18 protein-coding genes and 1 riboswitch are annotated in these 18,567 nt (G+C 71.0%); of the genes, 9 read left to right on the top strand and 9 right to left on the bottom strand.

What is annotated here, in order from left to right:
• Positions 1-72: 72 nt before the first annotated feature.
• Positions 73-129 (bottom strand): trp operon leader peptide, encoded by a 57-nt coding sequence (locus ACIO3R_RS05465; protein ID WP_073735655.1) that lies wholly within the window; start codon positions 127-129, stop codon positions 73-75.
• A gap of 104 nt (positions 130-233) precedes the next feature.
• Complete coding sequence (locus ACIO3R_RS05460) at positions 234-3,020, bottom strand: N-acetylmuramoyl-L-alanine amidase (protein WP_402103538.1); 2,787 nt, start codon at positions 3,018-3,020, stop codon at positions 234-236.
• Positions 3,021-3,179: 159 nt separating this feature from the next.
• On the opposite strand from ACIO3R_RS05460, the gene ACIO3R_RS05455 reads away from it, so the two are divergent.
• Positions 3,180-4,526, top strand: coding sequence for a class II 3-deoxy-7-phosphoheptulonate synthase (locus tag ACIO3R_RS05455; protein ID WP_402103535.1), 1,347 nt, complete (start codon positions 3,180-3,182; stop codon positions 4,524-4,526).
• Between the two features lie 169 nt (positions 4,527-4,695).
• Complete coding sequence (locus tag ACIO3R_RS05450; protein WP_401284368.1) at positions 4,696-4,947, top strand: bacterioferritin-associated ferredoxin; 252 nt, start codon at positions 4,696-4,698, stop codon at positions 4,945-4,947.
• A gap of 19 nt (positions 4,948-4,966) precedes the next feature.
• Here ACIO3R_RS05450 and bfr read toward each other — a convergent pair whose 3' ends face one another.
• Positions 4,967-5,446, bottom strand: a complete 480-nt coding sequence (gene bfr / locus ACIO3R_RS05445) for a bacterioferritin (protein ID WP_385028903.1) — start codon at positions 5,444-5,446, stop codon at positions 4,967-4,969.
• Positions 5,447-5,600: 154 nt separating this feature from the next.
• Between bfr and ACIO3R_RS05440 the strand changes: the two genes are divergently transcribed.
• Positions 5,601-6,233 (top strand): sulfite oxidase-like oxidoreductase, encoded by a 633-nt coding sequence (locus ACIO3R_RS05440; RefSeq protein ID WP_385028906.1) that lies wholly within the window; start codon positions 5,601-5,603, stop codon positions 6,231-6,233.
• 30 nt (positions 6,234-6,263) lie between these two features.
• Here the strand turns inward: ACIO3R_RS05440 and ACIO3R_RS05435 are convergent, their stop codons facing one another.
• The 6 genes from ACIO3R_RS05435 to thiO all read right to left on the bottom strand — a co-directional run bounded on the left by ACIO3R_RS05435 (position 6,264) and on the right by thiO (position 11,948).
• Complete coding sequence (locus tag ACIO3R_RS05435; protein ID WP_385028909.1) at positions 6,264-6,755, bottom strand: DUF4396 domain-containing protein; 492 nt, start codon at positions 6,753-6,755, stop codon at positions 6,264-6,266.
• A gap of 90 nt (positions 6,756-6,845) precedes the next feature.
• On the bottom strand, positions 6,846-7,703 hold the full coding sequence (locus ACIO3R_RS05430) for a deoxyribonuclease IV (RefSeq protein ID WP_402103530.1): 858 nt from the start codon (positions 7,701-7,703) through the stop codon (positions 6,846-6,848).
• 6 nt (positions 7,704-7,709) lie between these two features.
• Positions 7,710-9,629, bottom strand: a complete 1,920-nt coding sequence (gene pknB / locus ACIO3R_RS05425) for a Stk1 family PASTA domain-containing Ser/Thr kinase (protein WP_402103528.1) — start codon at positions 9,627-9,629, stop codon at positions 7,710-7,712.
• Between the two features lie 122 nt (positions 9,630-9,751).
• Entirely contained in the window at positions 9,752-10,546 is a 795-nt protein-coding gene (locus tag ACIO3R_RS05420) for a thiazole synthase (RefSeq protein WP_363021355.1), read from the bottom strand.
• 2 nt (positions 10,547-10,548) lie between these two features.
• On the bottom strand, positions 10,549-10,773 hold the full coding sequence (gene thiS / locus ACIO3R_RS05415) for a sulfur carrier protein ThiS (RefSeq protein ID WP_402103525.1): 225 nt from the start codon (positions 10,771-10,773) through the stop codon (positions 10,549-10,551).
• The gene (gene thiO / locus ACIO3R_RS05410; RefSeq protein WP_402104218.1) at positions 10,770-11,948 is read right to left on the bottom strand and encodes a glycine oxidase ThiO; all 1,179 of its coding nucleotides are present in this window, start codon (positions 11,946-11,948) and stop codon (positions 10,770-10,772) included. Before thiO ends, thiS begins: the two co-directional genes overlap by 4 nt.
• Positions 11,946-12,058: riboswitch (TPP riboswitch) on the bottom strand. It overlaps the preceding gene by 3 nt.
• Positions 12,059-12,249: 191 nt before the next feature.
• Here thiO and ACIO3R_RS05405 point away from each other — a divergent pair.
• The 6 genes from ACIO3R_RS05405 to ACIO3R_RS05380 all read left to right on the top strand — a co-directional run bounded on the left by ACIO3R_RS05405 (position 12,250) and on the right by ACIO3R_RS05380 (position 18,530).
• Positions 12,250-13,434, top strand: a complete 1,185-nt coding sequence (locus ACIO3R_RS05405; RefSeq protein WP_402104216.1) for an NAD(P)/FAD-dependent oxidoreductase — start codon at positions 12,250-12,252, stop codon at positions 13,432-13,434.
• Positions 13,435-13,552: 118 nt separating this feature from the next.
• Positions 13,553-15,301 carry a peptide-N4-asparagine amidase gene (locus ACIO3R_RS05400; protein ID WP_402103522.1) on the top strand — a complete coding sequence of 583 codons (1,749 nt, stop codon included), beginning with the start codon at positions 13,553-13,555 and terminating at the stop codon, positions 15,299-15,301.
• A gap of 42 nt (positions 15,302-15,343) precedes the next feature.
• The gene (locus tag ACIO3R_RS05395) at positions 15,344-15,709 is read left to right on the top strand and encodes an Rv2175c family DNA-binding protein (RefSeq protein ID WP_363021358.1); all 366 of its coding nucleotides are present in this window, start codon (positions 15,344-15,346) and stop codon (positions 15,707-15,709) included.
• A 95-nt stretch (positions 15,710-15,804) separates the two neighbouring features.
• Positions 15,805-16,458, top strand: coding sequence for a thiamine phosphate synthase (thiE, locus tag ACIO3R_RS05390; RefSeq protein WP_385028927.1), 654 nt, complete (start codon positions 15,805-15,807; stop codon positions 16,456-16,458).
• Positions 16,459-16,602: 144 nt separating this feature from the next.
• Positions 16,603-17,520 carry a methylenetetrahydrofolate reductase [NAD(P)H] gene (gene metF, locus ACIO3R_RS05385; RefSeq protein WP_363021360.1) on the top strand — a complete coding sequence of 306 codons (918 nt, stop codon included), beginning with the start codon at positions 16,603-16,605 and terminating at the stop codon, positions 17,518-17,520.
• A gap of 50 nt (positions 17,521-17,570) precedes the next feature.
• Positions 17,571-18,530 (top strand): hypothetical protein, encoded by a 960-nt coding sequence (locus tag ACIO3R_RS05380; protein ID WP_402103517.1) that lies wholly within the window; start codon positions 17,571-17,573, stop codon positions 18,528-18,530.
• The last annotated feature ends 37 nt before the right edge of the window (positions 18,531-18,567 follow it).

Genomic DNA, 18,567 nt, shown 5'->3' with positions numbered 1-18,567 from the left:
GGAGGAACGGCCCGTGGAAACGGAAAAGGCCGCCCCTCGGGCGGCCTCTGTTGTCTTTCTGCGTACGCGCAGTCAGTGGGCCGCCGGATGAGCGGTCCACCACCAGTTACGGGTCGAGTGCGCGAACATGCCCGAACCCTAACCCACGATCGGGCACGCGGAGGCCCGTCCCACCCGACGGATGGAACGGGCCTCCGGTCCGGCCGGCCGGGCCGGACCCGTCACAGCGGGTCTCAGAACAGCGAGTCGTAGATCTGCCAGCCGGTGCCGACCTGCGCCTTGGTGGCGAAGGGTTTGGCCGCGTTGCCGGTGCCCTTGTAGAACCAGAGCACTCCCGATCCGTTCACGCCGACCAGGTCCCCGATGCCGTCCCGGTCGAGGTCGCTCGGACCGAGCATCAGCTTGTAGGCGCCCCAGCCGGAGCCGATCTGCACCCGCTTGGCATACGGCGCCGCGGCGCTGCCGGTACCCGTGTAGAGCCAGAGCACACCGGACTTGTCCCGCGCCACGAAGTCGGCCTTGCCGTCACCGTTCAGATCGCCGGTGGAGACGACGGCGTCGTAGATCTGCCAGCCGGTGCCGATCTGCGCCTTGGGGGCGAAGGGTTTCGCCGGGTCACCCGTGCCCTTGTAGAAATAGATCACCCCGGAGCCGTTGCGGGCGATCATGTCCGCCTTGCCGTCCCCGTCCAGGTCGCGCATGCCCCAGATGCCGTTGTACTGGTTCCAGCCGCTGCCCACCTTGAGCCGTGCCAGGTACGGCTTGTCCGGGTTGCCGCTGCCGCGGTAGTACCAGAGCACGCCGTCCTTGTCGCGGGCCGTGATGTCGCCGGTGCCGTCGGCGCGCATCGCGGTCATGGCGGTGATGGCGGTGTAGTTCTGCCAGCCGTAGCCCATGAGGTAGCGCTTGTAGTACGGGGACGCGGCGCTGCCGGTGCCCTGGTACTGCCAGACGTCGCCCTTGCTGTCCTTGCCGATCAGGTTGTAGCGGTTCGTCCCGGCATCCGGGACGGTGCCGCTCGCCTCCTGGACGTCGCTCGACTTCACCCAGGCGATGCGGTGGTTGTAGCGGATCGGGGTGTACAGCTCGGTGCCCACGACACGGGTCTGCAAGGAGCCGAAGTAGTCGTCGCCCTGGACCTCGTCCCCGGCCTTCACGTACGCCTGCCCGCTGGGGAGCTTGTACTTCGACAGGTGGTCGGGGCTGTCCGCCGGGGCGGTGGCGCCGGTCCCGTCGTAGGCCGAGGCCTCGGGGAACGAACGGCCGTAGAGCCGCGGTGTGACCCCGGCCTTCGCCTTCAGCACGACCGGGGCGGTACCGGCGACGCGTGCGGTGAACTGCCCGCCCGGGTTGGAGAACCACGCCTTCTGTCCGCCGTACCAGATCGCCGTCCAGTCGTTCCGGGCCTCGGCCACCACGTACTTGCCGCCCGCGACGACCTTGTTGCCCCAGTTCGGGCCGTCCGTGGCCTTAACGTTCGGGATGTACGGGTCGGTGATCCTGGCCGACGTCGTCGAGGGCGAGGTGTAGAGGTAGCCGAAGTTCGCCGGCTGCTTGGCGACCGTGCCGCCGTTGTACGTCAGCTCCGGCTGGTTGGCCGTGGTGAACGGGGGCACCACGCGGACCACCTGGCCGGTCTTGACCGGGCCGCCCGCGCCACTGGCACCGGTCGGGGCACCCATCAGCGCCATGTAGTGGTTCCAGTCCCAGAACGGGCCCGCGTCCCAGTGCATGGGGGCGACATTGGCGTCCAGCGCACCGGGCACCTCGTCGTGGCCGATGACGTGCTCACGGTCCAGCGGGATGTCGTACTTGGCCGCGAGGAACTTCACCAGGGCCGCGGAGGACTCGTACTGCGGCTCGGTGTACCACGTACCGGCCTTGATGGCGTAGCCCTCGTGCTCCACGCCGATGGAGTGCATGTTCAGCGACCAGTTGCCCGCGTGCCAGGCCAGGTTCTTGTTCTCGACCATCTGGGTGACCAGACCGTCGGAGGCGCGGACCAGGTAGTGCGTGCTGACACCGTTCGCCGAGTTCCGGAACGTGTCGACCGAGCCCTGGTAGCCGCCCTCGGTGTCGTGGATGACGATCTGGCGGATGCCGAACCCGCCCGCGGGCCGGTCGGCCAGGCTGTAGTTCCGCGTGCCGGTCTTCGGGTCCTCGGCCGGGATGAAGTTGCAGTTCAGGCCGGACGGGCACTCCGGCGTTGCTGCCGCGGCCGTGCTCGCGAACGTGGCGGCGAGCGGAACCTTCGACGGCCTGACCGGTTCGACGGAGGGGTCGGCGGGCAGTGTGACCTGCTGGCCCTCCGTGGTGAGCTGCCGCTCACCCGTCCTGATCGACTCGAAGACCCGCTTGGCGAAGAGATCGGCGCCCTTCGCGTCCGTCGACTGGCTGAAGCGGGCCACCGCGGGGTACCACTCACCCGCGCTGTCCGGCAGGGAGCCGGTCGCCTGCCGCTGGTACTCGGCCAGCAGCGCCGCGCCCGCACGGATGCTCTGCCCGGTGCTGCCGCGGACCGCGTCGGTGCCGGCGTCGATGAGACCGGCGGCCTTGTCCAGGGTGTGGAGCCGCGGGTCGTCGGTGGCGACGGTCTCCGCGGGCAGGTTGCGCAGCGCCTCGGCCGCGTCGAACTTGCGCGCGATCTCGGGACTGCCGCTCATGTTGAGGTGCGCGAGACGCTCCTTGCCGTCCGGCTGGACGACGTCCTTCGGTGTCACCCGGGTGAGCCCCATCACGTTGTACGCGCCGCTCGTGCTCGGCTCGCCGTCGTGGCTCTCCCACAGCGTCTGGCGGTACGAGACCGCCATCAGCACGCTCTGCGGCACGTCGAACTCGCGCGCCGCGTCCTTGAACTGCGTCTGCAGCGTGGCGGACGCCGGAGCCGGCTTGCCGTCGGCCGGCACGGTGTCCTGCGATGCCATGGCGACCGTGCCGATCGTCGCGGTCGCCACGACCGCTGCCCCCACCCCGTAGAGCACCCGTCTTTTCCTGAGATCCTTGCGGTGGTTCCGCTTCAAATCCCCACCCCCTGTACGTCACTTGTTCACATCCGAAAGTCGTGAGGCTAGCAGCCCCCCGCTGTGTCCCTCGTCACGGACCGCGCCGCGTCGTCCGTCTCAGTGACTGAGCACCAGGAAAACCAGTCGACACGACCCCGTAATGTGGGACTCGTGACCGTGAACGCCAATACCTCCGTCGCCGGTGGCAACACCTGGCGAGACCTTCCCGCGGCGCAGCAGCCCGAGTACCCCGACTCCGAGGCGCTGCGCGATGTACTCGCGGACCTCGCGTCGTATCCGCCGCTCGTCTTCGCGGGCGAGTGCGACCAGCTGCGCGCCCGCATGGGAGCCGTCGCCAAGGGCGAGGCGTTCCTGCTTCAGGGCGGCGACTGCGCCGAGGCCTTCGACGCCGTGTCGGCCGAGCACATCCGCGCCAAGCTGAAGACGCTGCTCCAGATGAGCGCCGTCCTCACCTACGCGGCCTCCGTGCCCGTCGTCAAGGTGGGCCGGATCGCCGGCCAGTACTCCAAGCCCCGCTCCAAGTCGACCGAGACCCGCGACGGCGTGACCCTGCCGACCTACCGCGGCGACTCCGTCAACGGCTTCGCCTTCACCGAGGCCGAGCGCGTCCCGGACCCGGACCGGCTGAAGCAGATGTACCACGCGTCCGCCTCCACGCTGAACCTCGTCCGCGCCTTCACCACCGGCGGTTACGCCGACCTGCGCCAGGTGCACGCCTGGAACCAGGACTTCGTGAAGTCGTCCCCGTCCGGCCAGCGCTACGAGGCCCTGGCCCGCGAGATCGACAACGCGCTGAACTTCATGAAGGCGTGCGGCACGGACCCGGCGGAGTTCAAGGCCGTCGAGTTCTTCGCCTCGCACGAGGGCCTGCTGCTGGACTACGAGTCGGCGCTGACCCGCACCGACTCGCGCACCGGTGAGCTGTACGACACCTCGGGCCACATGGTGTGGATCGGTGAGCGCACCCGCCAGATGGACGGCGCGCACATCGAGTTCGCCTCCAGGATCCGCAACCCCATCGGCATCAAGCTCGGACCGACGACCACCGTCGACGAGGCGCTCGGCTACATCGACCGCCTCGACCCCGAGCGCGAGCCCGGCCGGCTGACCTTCATCGTCCGGATGGGCGCCGACAAGGTCCGCGACAAGCTCCCCGCGCTGGTCGAGAAGGTCACCGCCTCCGGTGCCACCGTCGCCTGGGTCACCGACCCGATGCACGGCAACACCTTCGAGGCCGCGTCCGGCCACAAGACCCGCCGCTTCGACGACGTCCTGGACGAGGTCAAGGGCTTCTTCGAGGTGCACAAGGGCCTCGGCACCCACCCGGGCGGCATCCACGTCGAGCTCACCGGTGACGACGTCACCGAGTGCGTCGGCGGCGGCCACGAGATCTTCGTGGACGATCTGCACCAGCGTTACGAGACGGCCTGCGACCCGCGGCTCAACCGCAGCCAGTCGCTGGACCTCGCGTTCCTGGTCGCCGAGATGTACCGGGATCAGTAGGCATCACCGCTGGTAGCGCACGTACGACTGTGGGGCACGGATCGATGTGATCCGTGCCCCACTGGGCGTTCCGGGGCTTTTACCGCTCTTGAGCGGCAGGTAAGGTTAGGTTAGCCTCACCGATTATCGGGGCGGCCGCCACGACCCATCCCGCCGGGAGGTGAACCGCGTGTACGTCTGCTCGTGCTTCGGCGTTACGGAGCAGCAGGTCAGGAAGCATGCGGAAGCCGGCGCCTGCACGCCCCGCCAGATAGCCTCCGCCTGCAAGGCGGGGACCGACTGCGGTGGCTGCGTCCGCACCATCCAGGCGATGCTCGGCCGCGGCGCCTGTCCGCGCCGCGAACTGCTCGACCAGAAGCAGCCGCCCGGCGCCGTCGCACGCGTGGACGCACCGGTGGCCGGGTTCCCCGAAGCCGCCTGAGCGGCGTCCCCCGTACCGGTCAGCTCTCCGGCTGCTCGATCAGCTGCGCGATGTAGAGCGGCTCACCGAGCTTCTCGACCAGCTCCAGCTGGGTGTCGAGATAGTCGATGTGGTGCTCCTCGTCGGCCAGGATCGACTCGAAGATGTTCGCGGACGTGATGTCGCCCTTGCCGCGCATCAGCTCGATGCCCCGCTTGAGGCGGTCGATCGCCTCCGCCTCCACCTGGCGGTCCGCCTGGAACATCTCGGTGACCGTCTGGCCCACACGTACGTGGAAGAGCCGCTGGTAGTTCGGCAGTCCGTCGAGGAAGAGGATCCGGTCGGTCAGGATCTCGGCGTGCTTCATCTCGTCGAACGACTCGGAGCGGGTGTACTTCGCGAGCTTCGTCCAGCCGAAGTTCTCCTGCATCTTGGCATGCAGGAAATACTGATTGATGGCAGTCAATTCGGCGGTCAGCTGTTCGTTCAGGAACTCAAGGACCTCGGGGTCGCCCTGCATCGCAGAGGCTCCTTCCAACCGGTGAACTGGGCAAGTTGGCCGCATCTTCGCATCGCACCCGGTGGCCGTCCAGTAAGTACATGCTTAGTAGTGCTTGCCCGAAACGTCTCTGTGCTGGTCATGACCACCCTTGCCTGTCTGTCACCATGGAGACATGGGTCAGCCGGAAAGCCGGGAAAACCGCGCATCAGAGCAGTCCGAGCTTCCGCCGGGACAGCGACTGCAGCGCGGTTGGCCGGTCACCCATTACGGGCCGGTGCCGAAGTTCAGACCCGAACGCTGGGAATTCCGGGTTTTCGGTGCCACGGCCGACGGCGACAAGCACTGCTGGGACCATCAGGAATTCTCGGCGCTGCCGTTTTCCTCGGTCGTCGCCGATCTGCACTGCGTGACGAAATTCAGCATGCTCGGCGCGGAGTGGGGCGGGGTGCTCGTCCGCGATGTCGTGGCGCTCGCGCCGCCCGCACCCCATGTCACGCACGTCATGGTCTGGGCCGAGTACGGGTTCTCCTCGAACCTCAGGATCGAGGACTTCACCGCGGAGCGAGCCCTGTTCGCGACCCACAAGGACGGCGAGCTGCTCACCGCGGAGCACGGCTTCCCGCTCCGGCTCGTGGTTCCGCAGCTGTACGCCTGGAAGGGCCCCAAGTGGGTCCGGGGCGTCGAGTACATGACCGCCGACCGCCGCGGCTTCTGGGAGGAGCGCGGCTATCACAACGTCGGCGACCCGTGGAAGGAACAGCGCTACTCCTACCAGGAGGAGCCCGGGGACGGCCCCGAGCTCTGACCCCCGGCCCCTGCCGGTCCCCGCGCTGCCTCAGTGGTGGTACTGGTGCACCACGGCGTGGCCCTTGCCGCGGCCGATCATCCACTTGTTGACCGGTGTGGTGACGGCGAACGCCACGGCCAGCGACAGGGTGAGCGTTCCCCAGAACAGCGCGTCCGCGAGTGTCGCGTCCATCGCGCCGGGCCACAGGGCGATCAGCCCGTTGTCGATCAGCTCCATCACCGCGATGGAGAGCGTGTCGGCGGCGAGGGCGACGCGGAACGCCGTACGGAAGTCGACGCCGGCCTTCCGGATGGACCGCAGGGTCAGCGTGTAGCCGAAGAAGAACGCCAGGGCGATGGCGAGAACCATCGTCGGCAGGTTGCCCCAGCCGAACGCCGTGCCGATCACCATGCCGAGCACCTCACCGATGGCGCATCCGGTCAGGCAGTGCAGGGTGGCCCGAGCGGCCGTGCCCCATCCGACGTGCCCCGTGTGCGCTGCGTGGTGTGCGTGCTCCGTGTGCTGTGTGTGCTCCTGCATGTCGATACCCCAATGCCGGACTGCGGTGTCTGTCGACTACAGGAACCGTATACCCCCATGGGGTATTCCCCGCCCAGTGGCGCGGCCGGATCAGCTCCGGCCGCGCAGCTCCTTCAGCCGGGCCACGTCCGCCGCGTGCCCCTCCTTGCCGCCCGGTGTCTCGATGATCAGCGGTACGCCCTCGGTGGCCGGATGGGAGAACAGCTCCCGGAAGGGCTCCTCGCCGATGTGGCCCGCGCCGATGTTCTCGTGCCGGTCCTTGTGGGCTCCGGCCACGTCCTTGGAGTCATTGGCGTGGATCAGCTTCAGCCGGCCCTCGCCGACCGTCTCCACCAGCAGGTCCAGCGTCTCCTTCATCCCGCCGGGACCGGCCAGATCGTGTCCCGCCGCGAAGATGTGGCAGGTGTCGAGGCAGATGCCGAGCTTCGGATGGGCGTCGAGCGCGTCGAAGTACGGGCCGAAGTCCCAGGTCCGCGAGCAGAGCGAGAACCCCTGGCCGGCGGTCGACTCCAGCAGCAGGAACGGGTCGTCGTCGTGCGTCAGCTCGTCCAGCAGCGGCCGCATATGGGTGCGCACCTGGGCCAGCGCCTCCTCGCGGGGCCGGCCGTTGGTCGCGGAGCCGGTGTGCACCACGACGCCCAGGGCGCCGATCTCGCGGGCGCGGCGCAGGGAGTGGCGCAGCGAGGTCACGGACTTCTCGACGGTCGCCGCGGTGTGCGAGCCGAAGTTGATCAGGTACGGGGCGTGGACGTACGCCGGTACGGACTCGGCCGCGCACTCGGCGCGGAACTGCTCGTCCTGCGCCGGGCTGCCGGGCGAGGTCGCCCAGCCGCGCGGATTGGCGACGAAGACCTGGACGGCCTCCGCTCCCATCTCGCGGGCGTACGGGAGGCCGGCCCTGGCGAGGCCGCCGGCCACCGGTACATGGCCGCCTACGGGGTTGCGCATATGGATCTAGAGCCTCTTGGTCTTGATGGTGATGGTGCTGCCCTCGGGGGCCCGGTCGCCGCCGTCGACGGACTGGCTCGCGACCGTGTCGCTGATGCCGAGGAACGGCCGGTCGACCTCGACCTCGAAGCCCGCGTCCTCCAGCTCGCTCCGGGCGTCGTCGACGTCCTTGCCGGTGACGTCCGGGACGTCGATCATCTGCGGGCCCTTGGAGACCGTCAGCGTGACGGTGTCGCCCTCGGCGGCCTCCCGGCCCTCGGTCGGTGACTGCTCGGCGATGTCGCCCGCGTCCTCGGAGGAGTTCACCCGGCCGGGCAGCACCTTGGCCTTCAGCCCCTCCTCGTCCAGCGCGTCGGTGGCGTCCTCGACGGAGAGGCCGGTGACATCGGGGACGTCGACCGGGCTGCCCTTGGACACCACGATGGCGATCGCGCTGTCCGCGCGGCGCTCGGTGCCCGCCTCGGGGTCCGTCCGCACCACCTCGCCGGCCTCCGCGTCCTCGCTGAACTCCTTGGTGGTCATGCCGGGCACCAGGCCCGCCTTCGCCAGCTTCCGCCTGGCCTCGGCCAGCGCGACGCCCTCGACGTCGGGCACCTTCACGATCTCGGGCCCGCGCGAGACGACGAGTGTCACCGAGCCGTTGCCCCGGATCCTGGCGGCCGGCTTCGGGTCGCTGCCGATCACCTTGCCGCGGCCGACGGTGTCGCTGTAGGCGCGCTCGACGCCCTTCACTTCGAGGCCGGCGTCCGACAGCCGGCCCTTGGCCGCCTGCTCGCTCCGGCCGAGCACCGAGGGGACGTGGGTGAACTGTCCGGAGTTGATGTACCAGACGCCGCCGCCGATCCCCAGGACCAGCAGCACGGCGACGACCGCCGCGACGATGCCGCGCCGCGGCCCGCCGAGGGGCCCGGTCCGCCGGACCGGCGGCTCCGGCGGCAGCGGCGGGGGCATCTCCAGCCGGCTCGTGTGGTGGGCGGTTCCCTGGCCGGGCGGCAGCACCCGCGGAATCACGCTCGTGCGGTCCTCCGCGGCGTCGCGCACCTCGGCCAGGGCCTGCGGCGGAACGGCGTCCAGCTGGGCGTCGCTGAGGCCGGCGCGGGCCCGGCGGGACTCGGCGAGCAGGGCCACCGCGTCGAACGGCCGGACCTCGGGGTCACGCGCGGCGGCGCTCGCGACCAGCTCGTCGAGCTCGGGTGCGAGCCCGGGGACGAGGGCGGATGGGGCCGGGACGTCCTCGTTCAGATGCTGGTAGATGACCTGGGCGGGGGAGTCCCCGGTGTGCGGCTTGGTGCCGGTGAGCATCTCGTACAGCACCACCCCGCACGCGTACACATCGGCGCGGGTGTCCGCGGTGCCGCGCTCGATCTGCTCGGGGGCGAGGTAGGAGACGGTGCCCAGGACGGAACCGGTGGTGTTGGTGACCGTGCCTACGGCCCGTACCAGGCCGAAGTCGGCGACCTTGACCCGGCCGTCGTCGCCTATGAGTACGTTCTCCGGCTTCATGTCACGGTGCACGAAGCCCGCCCGGTGCGCGGCGCCGAGCGCGGCGAGCACCGGCTCCAGGATGTCCAGCGCGGCCCGCGGCTGGAGTGCGCCGCGCTCGCGCAGCACGTCGCGCAGCGTGCAGCCCGCGACGTACTCCATCGCCAGGTACACGTACTGCCCCTGGGCCCCCTGGTCGAAGACCCCGACCACATTGGGGTGCGCGAGCCCCGCCACCGACTTGGCCTCGCGGATGAAGCGCTCGACGAAGGAGGCGTCGGTCGCGAGCGCCGGGTGCATCACCTTGAGGGCGAGCACCCGGTCGAGCCGGGTGTCCATGGCCCGGTAGACCGTGGCCATGCCGCCCACGGCGATGCGGGCATCGACGCGGTAGCGGCCGTCGAGCAGCTGCCCGACGAGAGGGTCCTGGAGGGTCGTATCCACGCAGCGAGTCTACGAGCCGGCGCGGACACGACTGACGGGCCGGGACGATTCCGGACCGGTACCGCAGCCGGGCCGTGACAGGGACACGCTGCCCACCGCTCCCGGAGCCGCGGTGTCCGGCGTCAGAAAGCGGGGCGTTCCGGGTCCAGCGCCGCACGCCCCGCCACCGGCGACGACGCCTCGGCGAAGTGCCGGCGCGGAATCCGCCCCGCGCGGTACGCCAGCCGCCCGCCCTCCACCGCGTGACGCATCGCGGCGGCCATCAGCTCGGGTTCCTGGGCCCGGGTCACCGCTGAGGCGAGCATCACAGCCGCGCACCCCAGCTCCATGGCGAGCGCCGCGTCCGAGGCCGTCCCGGCACCCGCGTCCAGGATCACCGGGACCCGGGCCTGCTCGACGATCAGCTGGAAGTTGTGCGGATTGCGGATGCCCAGCCCCGAGCCGATGGGGGAGCCGAGCGGCATGACCGCCGCGCACCCCACGTCCTGGAGCCGGCGGGCCAGCACCGGATCGTCATTGGTGTACGGCAGCACGGTGAAACCGTCGTCGACCAGGATCTCGGCGGCGTCCAGCAGCTCGATCGGGTCGGGCAGCAGGGTCCGCTCGTCGGCGACCACCTCCAGCTTGACCCAGTCGGTGCCGAGCGCCTCGCGGGCCAGCCGGGCGGTGAGCACGGCCTCGCCCGCCGTGAAGCAGCCCGCGGTGTTCGGCAGGACGCGGATGGAGAGCCGCTCCAGTACGGAGAGCACGGAGCCCCGCACGGTCGGGTCGAGGCGGCGCATCGCGACGGTGGTCAGCTCGGTGCCGGAGGCGATCAGTGAGCGTTCCAGCACATCGAGGCTGGGCGCCCCGCCCGTTCCCATGATCAGCCGGGAGCCGAGGACGGTGTCCCCGAGAGTGAACAGATCGTCGGACACGGTCAGCCTCCCTGGACCGCGGTCAGGACCTCGACCCGGTCGCCGTCGGCGAGCGCCGCGGCGGACCACTGGCCGCGCGGCACGACGGTCTCGTTCAGCGCGGCCGCGACACCCGAGGGCGCCTCGGTCAGGGTCGCGACGAGGGCGTCCAGCGTGGTGCCCGCTGCGACGGCGACGGTCTCGCCGTTCACGGACACGGACACGGAGAGGGGGACGGGCACGGTCATGCGGGCTGCTCCTGTCGTACGGGGGTGGCGGCCGCGAAACGGCCGGGGGAGAAGGGGCGGGCCACCTCGGGGAGCTCGCCGTCGGCCAGCAGCTGCGCCATGGCGTCGCCGGTGACCGGAGTGAGCAGCACCCCGTTGCGGTGGTGCCCGGTGGCGAGGTGGAGGCCGGGCAGTGCGGTGCGGCCGAGCAGCGGGGCGTTGTCGGGTGAGGCGGGGCGCAGACCGGCCAGGGTCTCGGTGAGCGGCAGCTCGGTGATGCCGGGCACCAGCTCGTGGGCGTCGCGCAGCAGCTCGTACACCCCGCCCGCCGTGACGGTGGTGTCCCAGCCCATCTCCTCGCTGGTGGCGCCGATCACCAGCTCGCCGTTCTCGCGCGGCACGAGGTAGACGTGACTGCCCCGGACCACGGCCCGCACGGTGCGGCTGAGGAAGGGGGCGTACGCGGTGGGTACGGTCAGCCGCAGCACCTGGCCCTTGACCGGGCGGACGGGCGGCAGGACGTCGTCGGGCACCCCCGCGAGCCGGCCGCTGAGGCTGCCCGCGGCGAGCACCACCTGATCGGCCACCGGCTCCGAACCGTCGGCCAGTACGGCCCCGGTGGCCCGGTCCCGTGCCACCGAGAGCCGTTCGGCCCGGTGGCGGTGGAAGACGACCCCGGCCCGCTCGCACGCCGTCAGCAGCGCGGCGGCCAGCCGGCGCGGGTCGACCTGGTGGTCGCCGTCGACCCGGAGTCCGCCGCGTACGCCCGGCGCGAGCATCGGCTCCAGGCGCCGGCACTCGCGGCCGGTGAGCCACTCGGACTCCAGCCCGGACCGGCGCTGCAACGCGTGCAGCTCGCGCAGATGGGCACGGTCGTCGGTGTCCAGCGCGACGGCCAGGGTGCCGCAGGCGCGGTAGCCGATGTCCTGTCCGCTCGCCGCCTCCAGCTCGGCCGCGAACGCCGGATAGCGCGCGGCGGAGGCGAGGTTGAGACCCAGCAGCATCTCTTCGCCGTAGTGCAGTTCGGTGACGGCGGCCAGCATCCCGGCCGCGACCCGGGCGGCCCCGCCGCCGGGGCCGGGATCGGCGACCGCGGTGGCCAGACCGCGCTGCGCGGACCGCCAGGCGGTCACCAGGCCGATGATGCCGCCCCCGATGACGAGGACGTCGGACCCGCTCGCGCGGTGGGTGCGCATGGGCATCCAGCCCCTCCCTTCGCCGGCATGACCCGGATCAGGTTCGTACGGTCGGAGGCCGTCCAGCCTCCCTCTCAGCCCGGTGCGTCCGGGCTCCCGCGAGTGTTTCTCCGTGGGTCACCCTAGACCCCGGCTCGTGGCGGGTCCCGGGAGGGCGGTGGGTGCGAGCGCGACCGCGGACCACTTTCCTGACGGGTCGTCAGTTGATTAAGGTGGACGGGTGAACGAGCAGCAGCGGGCAGAGCGGCCGGAGCGGCAGTCGGAGCGGGCGGGGCGACGGGTGGTCGTCGTCGGCGCGGGCATGGCGGGCGTGCAGACGGCGGTGGCCCTGCGGGAGCAGGGCTTCACCGGCGCCGTCACCCTGATCGGTGCCGAACCCCATCAGCCCTACGACCGCCCACCACTGTCCAAGGCGGTGCTGCTCGGCAAGGCCGAGGAATCCGCCTTCGACATCGACTTCGAGGCACTGGGCATCGCGTTGCGGCTGGGCTGCGAGGTCACCGGCCTGCGCGCCGGCGACCATGAGCTGGACACCTCCGCGGGGCCCGTCCCCTACGACGTCCTGGTCATCGCCACCGGCGCCGAACCCGTCGTGCTGCCCGGTTCAGAGGGCGTGCCGGGCGTCCATCTGCTGCGCACCCTGGACGACGCGGCGCGGCTGCGGCCCGTCCTGGAGGCGCGGCACACCGTCGTGGTCGTCGGCGCGGGCTGGATCGGTGCCGAGTTCGCCACCGCGGCCCGCGCCGCGGGCTGCGAGGTCACCGTCGTCGAGGCCGCGGAACGCCCCCTCGCGGGCGCCCTGCCCGCCGAGGTCGCCGCCCCGATGGCCGCCTGGTACGCGGAGAGAGGCGCCGGACTCCTCACCGGGGCGCGGGTGGCCCGCGTCGAGCCCGGCAGCGTGGTCCTGGCGGACGGCCGCACGCTCCCGGCCGACGCGGTCGTCGTCGGGATCGGCGCACGACCCGCCACCGGCTGGCTGGCCGGCTCCGGCATCGGGCTCGGGCCCGACGGATCGGTGACCGCCGACGCGGCGCTGCGCACCTCGCTGCCCGATGTGTACGCCGTCGGCGACTGCGCCTCGTTCCCCTCCGCGCGCTACGGGGCGCGTCTGCTGGTCCACCACTGGGACAACGCCCTCCAGGGGCCCCGGACCGCGGCCGCCCAGATCATCGGCACGGCCGGCGGGGACGGGGCGGAGCCGCCCGCCTATGACCCCGTGCCGTATTTCTGGTCAGAGCAGTTCGGCCGGTTCGTCCAGTACGCGGGTCACCACGAAGGGGCGGACACCCTGCTGTGGCGCGGTGATCCGGCCGGTCCCGCCTGGTCGGTGTGCTGGCTGCGCGACGACGTCCTGGTCGCCGTGCTCGCCGTCGGCCGCCCGCGCGACCTGATCCAGGGGCGCAGGCTCATCGAGGCCGGGGCGCGGCTCGATCCGGAGCGGGCCGGTGACGTCTCCGTACCGCTGAAGTCGGCGGCCCGTCAGTAGCGGTGCGCGCAGCGGACGTTGACGTCCGATATGTGGACAGGCCCTTGGGGCAGGGCGGAGATTGGTGCACTGTACATCTTTTGAAGTGATCATTTTTCACACTCTTCGAAGGATGCGCATGTTTCGGCACAGATGGTCCCGCGCGCTGCGTGGAATCTCCATGGCCTCGGCGTCGGTCGCCCTCGTCGGAGGCGCCCTCGCCGCCCCGGCCCAGGCGGACACCGCCCCCGCGCCCGGTTCCAACCCGGCCGTCGCCTACCAGGACCCGGTCGACGCGACTCCGCCGGTCTCCCGTCCGGATACCGGGCACTGCTCGGTGACGGCCGTCGACCACGACTTCGGCAACACCCTCGGCGGGCCCCCGTACACGACCACGCTCACCCCGCCCAAGAAGTGCGAGGGCCCGTGGAACAAGGTCGTCCTCGACTGGTCGGGCAGCGTGAAGGGGCGCCAGTACGACCGCCTCGCCGCGGTCTTCATCGGCGGCGCGGAGGTCTTCCGCACCAGCACCGCCGAGCCCGACGACGACGGCATCAGCTGGCACGTCGCCAAGGACATCACCGACTTCGCGCCGCTCCTCAAGGATCCGCAGAAGCTCCAGCTCGAACTCGGCAACGTTGTCAACGAGACGTACACCGGCGTGTACAGGATCAAGCTGAAGATCACGTACTACCGGGCCGACAAGCGCCACCCGGCCGCCGCCACGGCCGACCGCGTCGTCCCCCTCGGTGACACCCGCTCCGGCGGCGCGCCCTGGATGAGTGTCGCCAAGGGCGGCTCCACCAGCACCGACGTCACCTTCCCGCGCAATCTGACCGACGCGCGCCTGGAGGTCTACGCCCGCGGCGGCGGCTGCGACGAGCAGTGGTTCGACGCGGTCCCCGACGACCTGGCGGCGACCGCCCCCGACTACCTCTGCGGCGGCGGCCCCTACCGCGAGGTGCAGGTCACGGTGGACGGGCGGGCCGCGGGCCTCGCCCAGCCGTACCCCGTCGTGTACTCCGGCGGCATCGTGCCGACGCTGTGGCGCCCGATCCCGGCCATCGACCAGTTCGGTACCGAGGCGTACGACATCGACCTCACCCCCTTCGCGGGCCTGCTGGCCGACGGCCGGCCGCACGCCATCGGCATCACCCCGTACGGCGCGGCCGACGGCTGGACCATCGACGGTTCGCTCTTCCTCGGTACCGACGCCCACAAGGCCCGCACGAGCGGCGGGGTGACCACCAACACCCTCAGCCACACCCCGGACGTGAAGACCGTCCGGACCCCGGGTGCGAACGGCTCCACCGACGTCTCCGTGTCGACCGGCCGCTCCTGGAGGATCTCGGGGTACGTCGAGACCTCCAGGGGCCGGGTCACCACCACCGTCGAGCAGAAGTTCGCGTACACCAACACGGACAACGTCTCCGCCACCGGCAGCCACCAGGTGATGCACCAGCGCGACCACGGCTCCACCACGGTGACGACCAAGGCCCGCGGCCGCACGGAAGCGCTGCGCGGCACCTGGTCCTACCCCATCGACGTGGACCTGGACATCCCGCTGTACGGCAACTACAACAACTACGACATGAGGGCGGCCGTCACCCAGCGCCGCGTGATCGTCGACACGTCCCGGAGGGGCTCCGCATCCGGATGGCACACGGACGCGGTCACCGACGACACCGTGGACTCGACCGGCAGCATCGTCCGCACCGCGGGTGCCGTCCGGTCGGCCGACGGGGCCTCCACCGAGAAGTACCGGGGCACCACGGACACCGGGGCCTGCTACTCGCGCTCCCTGACGACCGCTCACGGCTGGGTCACGGCCGACCGGCAGCGCCACTGCCGCGTCGCCGACGTGGCCCGCGAGGCCCTGAAGGGCTGAGTCCGGGTATCGACTGTCGGTCCGGGATGGCAGGCTTGTCCCGTGACCGAGATTGACGCAAAGATCGATGCTCTCGTCCCTGCCTGGCTCCACCTGCCCGATATCGCCGAATTGTTCGATATCGAGGTGACGCGTGTGCGGCAGCTGGTCAAGGAGGGCCAGCTGATCGCCGTACGACGTGGTGAGAACCGGGCACTCCAGGTGCCTGCCGCCTTCATCGACGGCGACAAGGTGGTCAAGGGCCTTTCGGGGACCCTGACGCTCCTGAGGGACGACGGCTACTCCGACGAGGAGATGCTGGAATGGCTCTTCACTCCCGACCCGAGCCTGCCGGGCACGCCCGCGCAGGCGCTGAGTGAGAATCGCGGCACGGAGGTGAAGCGCCGCGCCCAGGCGCTCGCCGTCTGACCGACAGCCGTACGGGTGGTGCGGGCCGCACGGTGCGGCCCGCACCATCTCCGCACCGCCTACCGCACGTCATAGCTCTCCGGGGGAACTTCGCCATGCCCACGCCTCGCACGCCGCTGTCCGACGCCCGGCTCTACCTGTGCACGGACGCCCGCAGGCGCCAGGGAGACCTCCCCGAATTCCTCGACGCGGTCCTCTCCGGCGGGGTGGACATCGTCCAGCTCCGCGACAAGGGGATGGAGGCGGCCGAGGAGCTCGACCACCTCGCGGTCCTCGCCGACGCCTGCCGGCGTCACGGCAGGCTCCTCGCGGTCAATGACCGGGCCGACGTCGCCCACGCCATCGGCTCCGACGTGCTGCACCTGGGCCAGGGCGACCTGCCGGTGCCCGCCGCCCGCGCGATCATCGGCCACGACGTGATCGTCGGCCGTTCCACGCACGCCGAGGCCGAGGTCGACGCCGCCGTCACCGAGCCCGGCGTGGACTACTTCTGCACCGGCCCCTGCTGGCCCACCCCGACCAAGCCCGGCCGGCACGCCCCCGGCCTCGGCCTCGTCCGGTACGCCGCCTCGCTCGCCCCGGCGCGTCCGTGGTTCGCCATCGGCGGGATCGACGCCGGCAATCTCGACGAGGTGCTGGACGCCGGAGCGCGCCGCGTCGTCGTCGTACGGGCCCTCACCGAGGCCGCGGACCCCGCGGCCGCCGCCGCTGAACTCGCAGAAAGGATCCGGGCCCGCGCCGACGCGTGATCCGGCGGACACCCCGGGCGGACGGGACCGCCCGAGCGGCGTCTTTGGGACATCGGTGTCCGAAGCGTGGACAAGTACCGGTCAATTCGGGCAAATCTCGCTGGTTCGGTTGGGTGGCCGCCACGCCCTGGTTAACCTGCCGGTATGGCCCTTGGCACACCTTCCACCAGGACAGATCACGCGCGCACCGTGCGTGAGATGCTCGCGACCGGCGAGACCTTGCACTCCTTCGAGTTCTGGGCGCCCAAGACCGAGAAGGGCGAGCGCAATCTCTGGAACGCGCTGCGCCGGATCGAGGCGGTGGGACCGAGCTTCGTCTCGGTGACGTACGGAGCCGGTGGGTCCACCCGGGCCGGGACGGTGAAGGCGACGCAGGACATCGCCGCCGAGTCCACCCTCACCCCGGTCGCGCACCTCACGGCGGTCAACCACTCCATCGCCGAGCTGCGCAACATGATCGGCCAGTACGCGGGCGCCGGAATCCGGAACATCCTCGCCGTGCGCGGGGACCCGCCGGGCGACCCGATGGGCCCGTGGATCGAGCACCCGCAGGGCGTGCGGTACGCCGCCGACCTCGTCCGGCTGATCAAGGAATCCGGCGACTTCTGCGTCGGCGTCGCCGCGTTCCCCGAGATGCATCCGCGCTCCGCCGACTGGGACACCGACATCCGGCATTTCGTGGACAAGTGCCGCGCCGGTGCGGACTACGCGATCACGCAGATGTTCTTCGACCCCGAGGACTACCTGCGTATGCGTGACCGGGTGGTCGCCGCCGGTTGCGACACCCCGGTCATTCCCGAGGTGATGCCCCTCACGAGCGTCCGCCAATTGGAGCGTTTCCCGCAGCTCAGCAACGCGAGCCTGCCCGCGGCGCTGAAAGAGCGCATCCTCGCCGCCAAGGACGATCCCGCCGCTGTACGCTCCATTGGCATCGACTTCGCAACGCGGTTCTGCGCGAAGCTGCTGTCCGAGGGTGTCCCCGGGCTGCACTTCATCACGTTGAACAACTCGACGGCGACGCTCGAAATCTACGAAAATCTCGGACTGCACAAGCAGTCGTGACCGGCCGTACCCGCCGCGATCCGGGGCGGTGGCCGTAGAAGGGGGCGGGCATGGGCTGGACGGTCCTCTACATCGCGTTCGGCATCGTTGCGCTGTGGCTGCTCGGTGAGGTGCTGCTCCAGTACAAGGCGCGGCTTCGCTGGCGCCTGCTCGCCTTCACCGGCTTCGTCGGTGTGGTCGTCGGTGTCCTGATGCCGTCCGTGCTCGTCATCACGGTCGGCGCGATCGCCTTCGCGACCGGCCAGACGTACGTCACGCTCTCGTTCCGGCGCGGTTTCTCGACCGGCTGGGCCATAGGGGGCAGCCCCGGTGAGAGCCGTCGCCGCCGTGGCGGCGGGGACCGCGAGCCGCGGCTCCAGGTCTCGGACCTGGAGACGGAGTACGACCCCGGCACACCCCCGGAGCCCACCCACGCCCCGCGGAATCCGGCGGCGGTCTACGAGACCGAGCCCCTGCCGGACGACACCGGGCAGTACGGCGTCTACGACTCCCGCTCGCCGCAGGGGCAGCACCAGGAACAGCACCAGGAGCCCCAACAGCCCCAGGGCCAGCCGCAGTACGCCGCCTACGACCCCTACACGGACTACTCCCCGTACCCGGCGCAGGGCCAGGACGGCTACGGCGGCCAGGGCGGCCACGCCGGCCAGGACACGTACCCGGGCCAGGACGGCTACGCGGGAGCGGGGCAGTACGACTACGGCACGGCGGGGCAGCAGTACGCCGCCTACTCCGACCCGTACATCGGCACCGGTACGACCGCGGGCGCACCGCAGTACGGCACGTACGACAGCTACGGGAACCACGACAGCAACGGCGGCGGGGAGCAGTACGCCGACCCGTACGCCCAGTCCCAGCAGTACGCCCCCGAGACCCCGCCGGGCGGTGTCTGGGTGCCGCAGCAGCGCGAGGGCGAGCAGTTCCACCCCCCGATGCCCCCGGAGCAGCCCGTACAGCCCGCCCAGTACCCGAACGGCTACGACACCGGCCACAACGACCAGTACCGCTACTGACAGCGCCGCCTGACGGCCTGACACCGCTCGTCGGCTC

Origin of the sequence: Streptomyces sp. NPDC087428 (assembly GCF_044744085.1) — a bacterium.
Lineage (GTDB): Bacteria > Actinomycetota > Actinomycetes > Streptomycetales > Streptomycetaceae > Streptomyces.
This window is presented reverse-complemented; position numbering and strand designations above follow the sequence as displayed.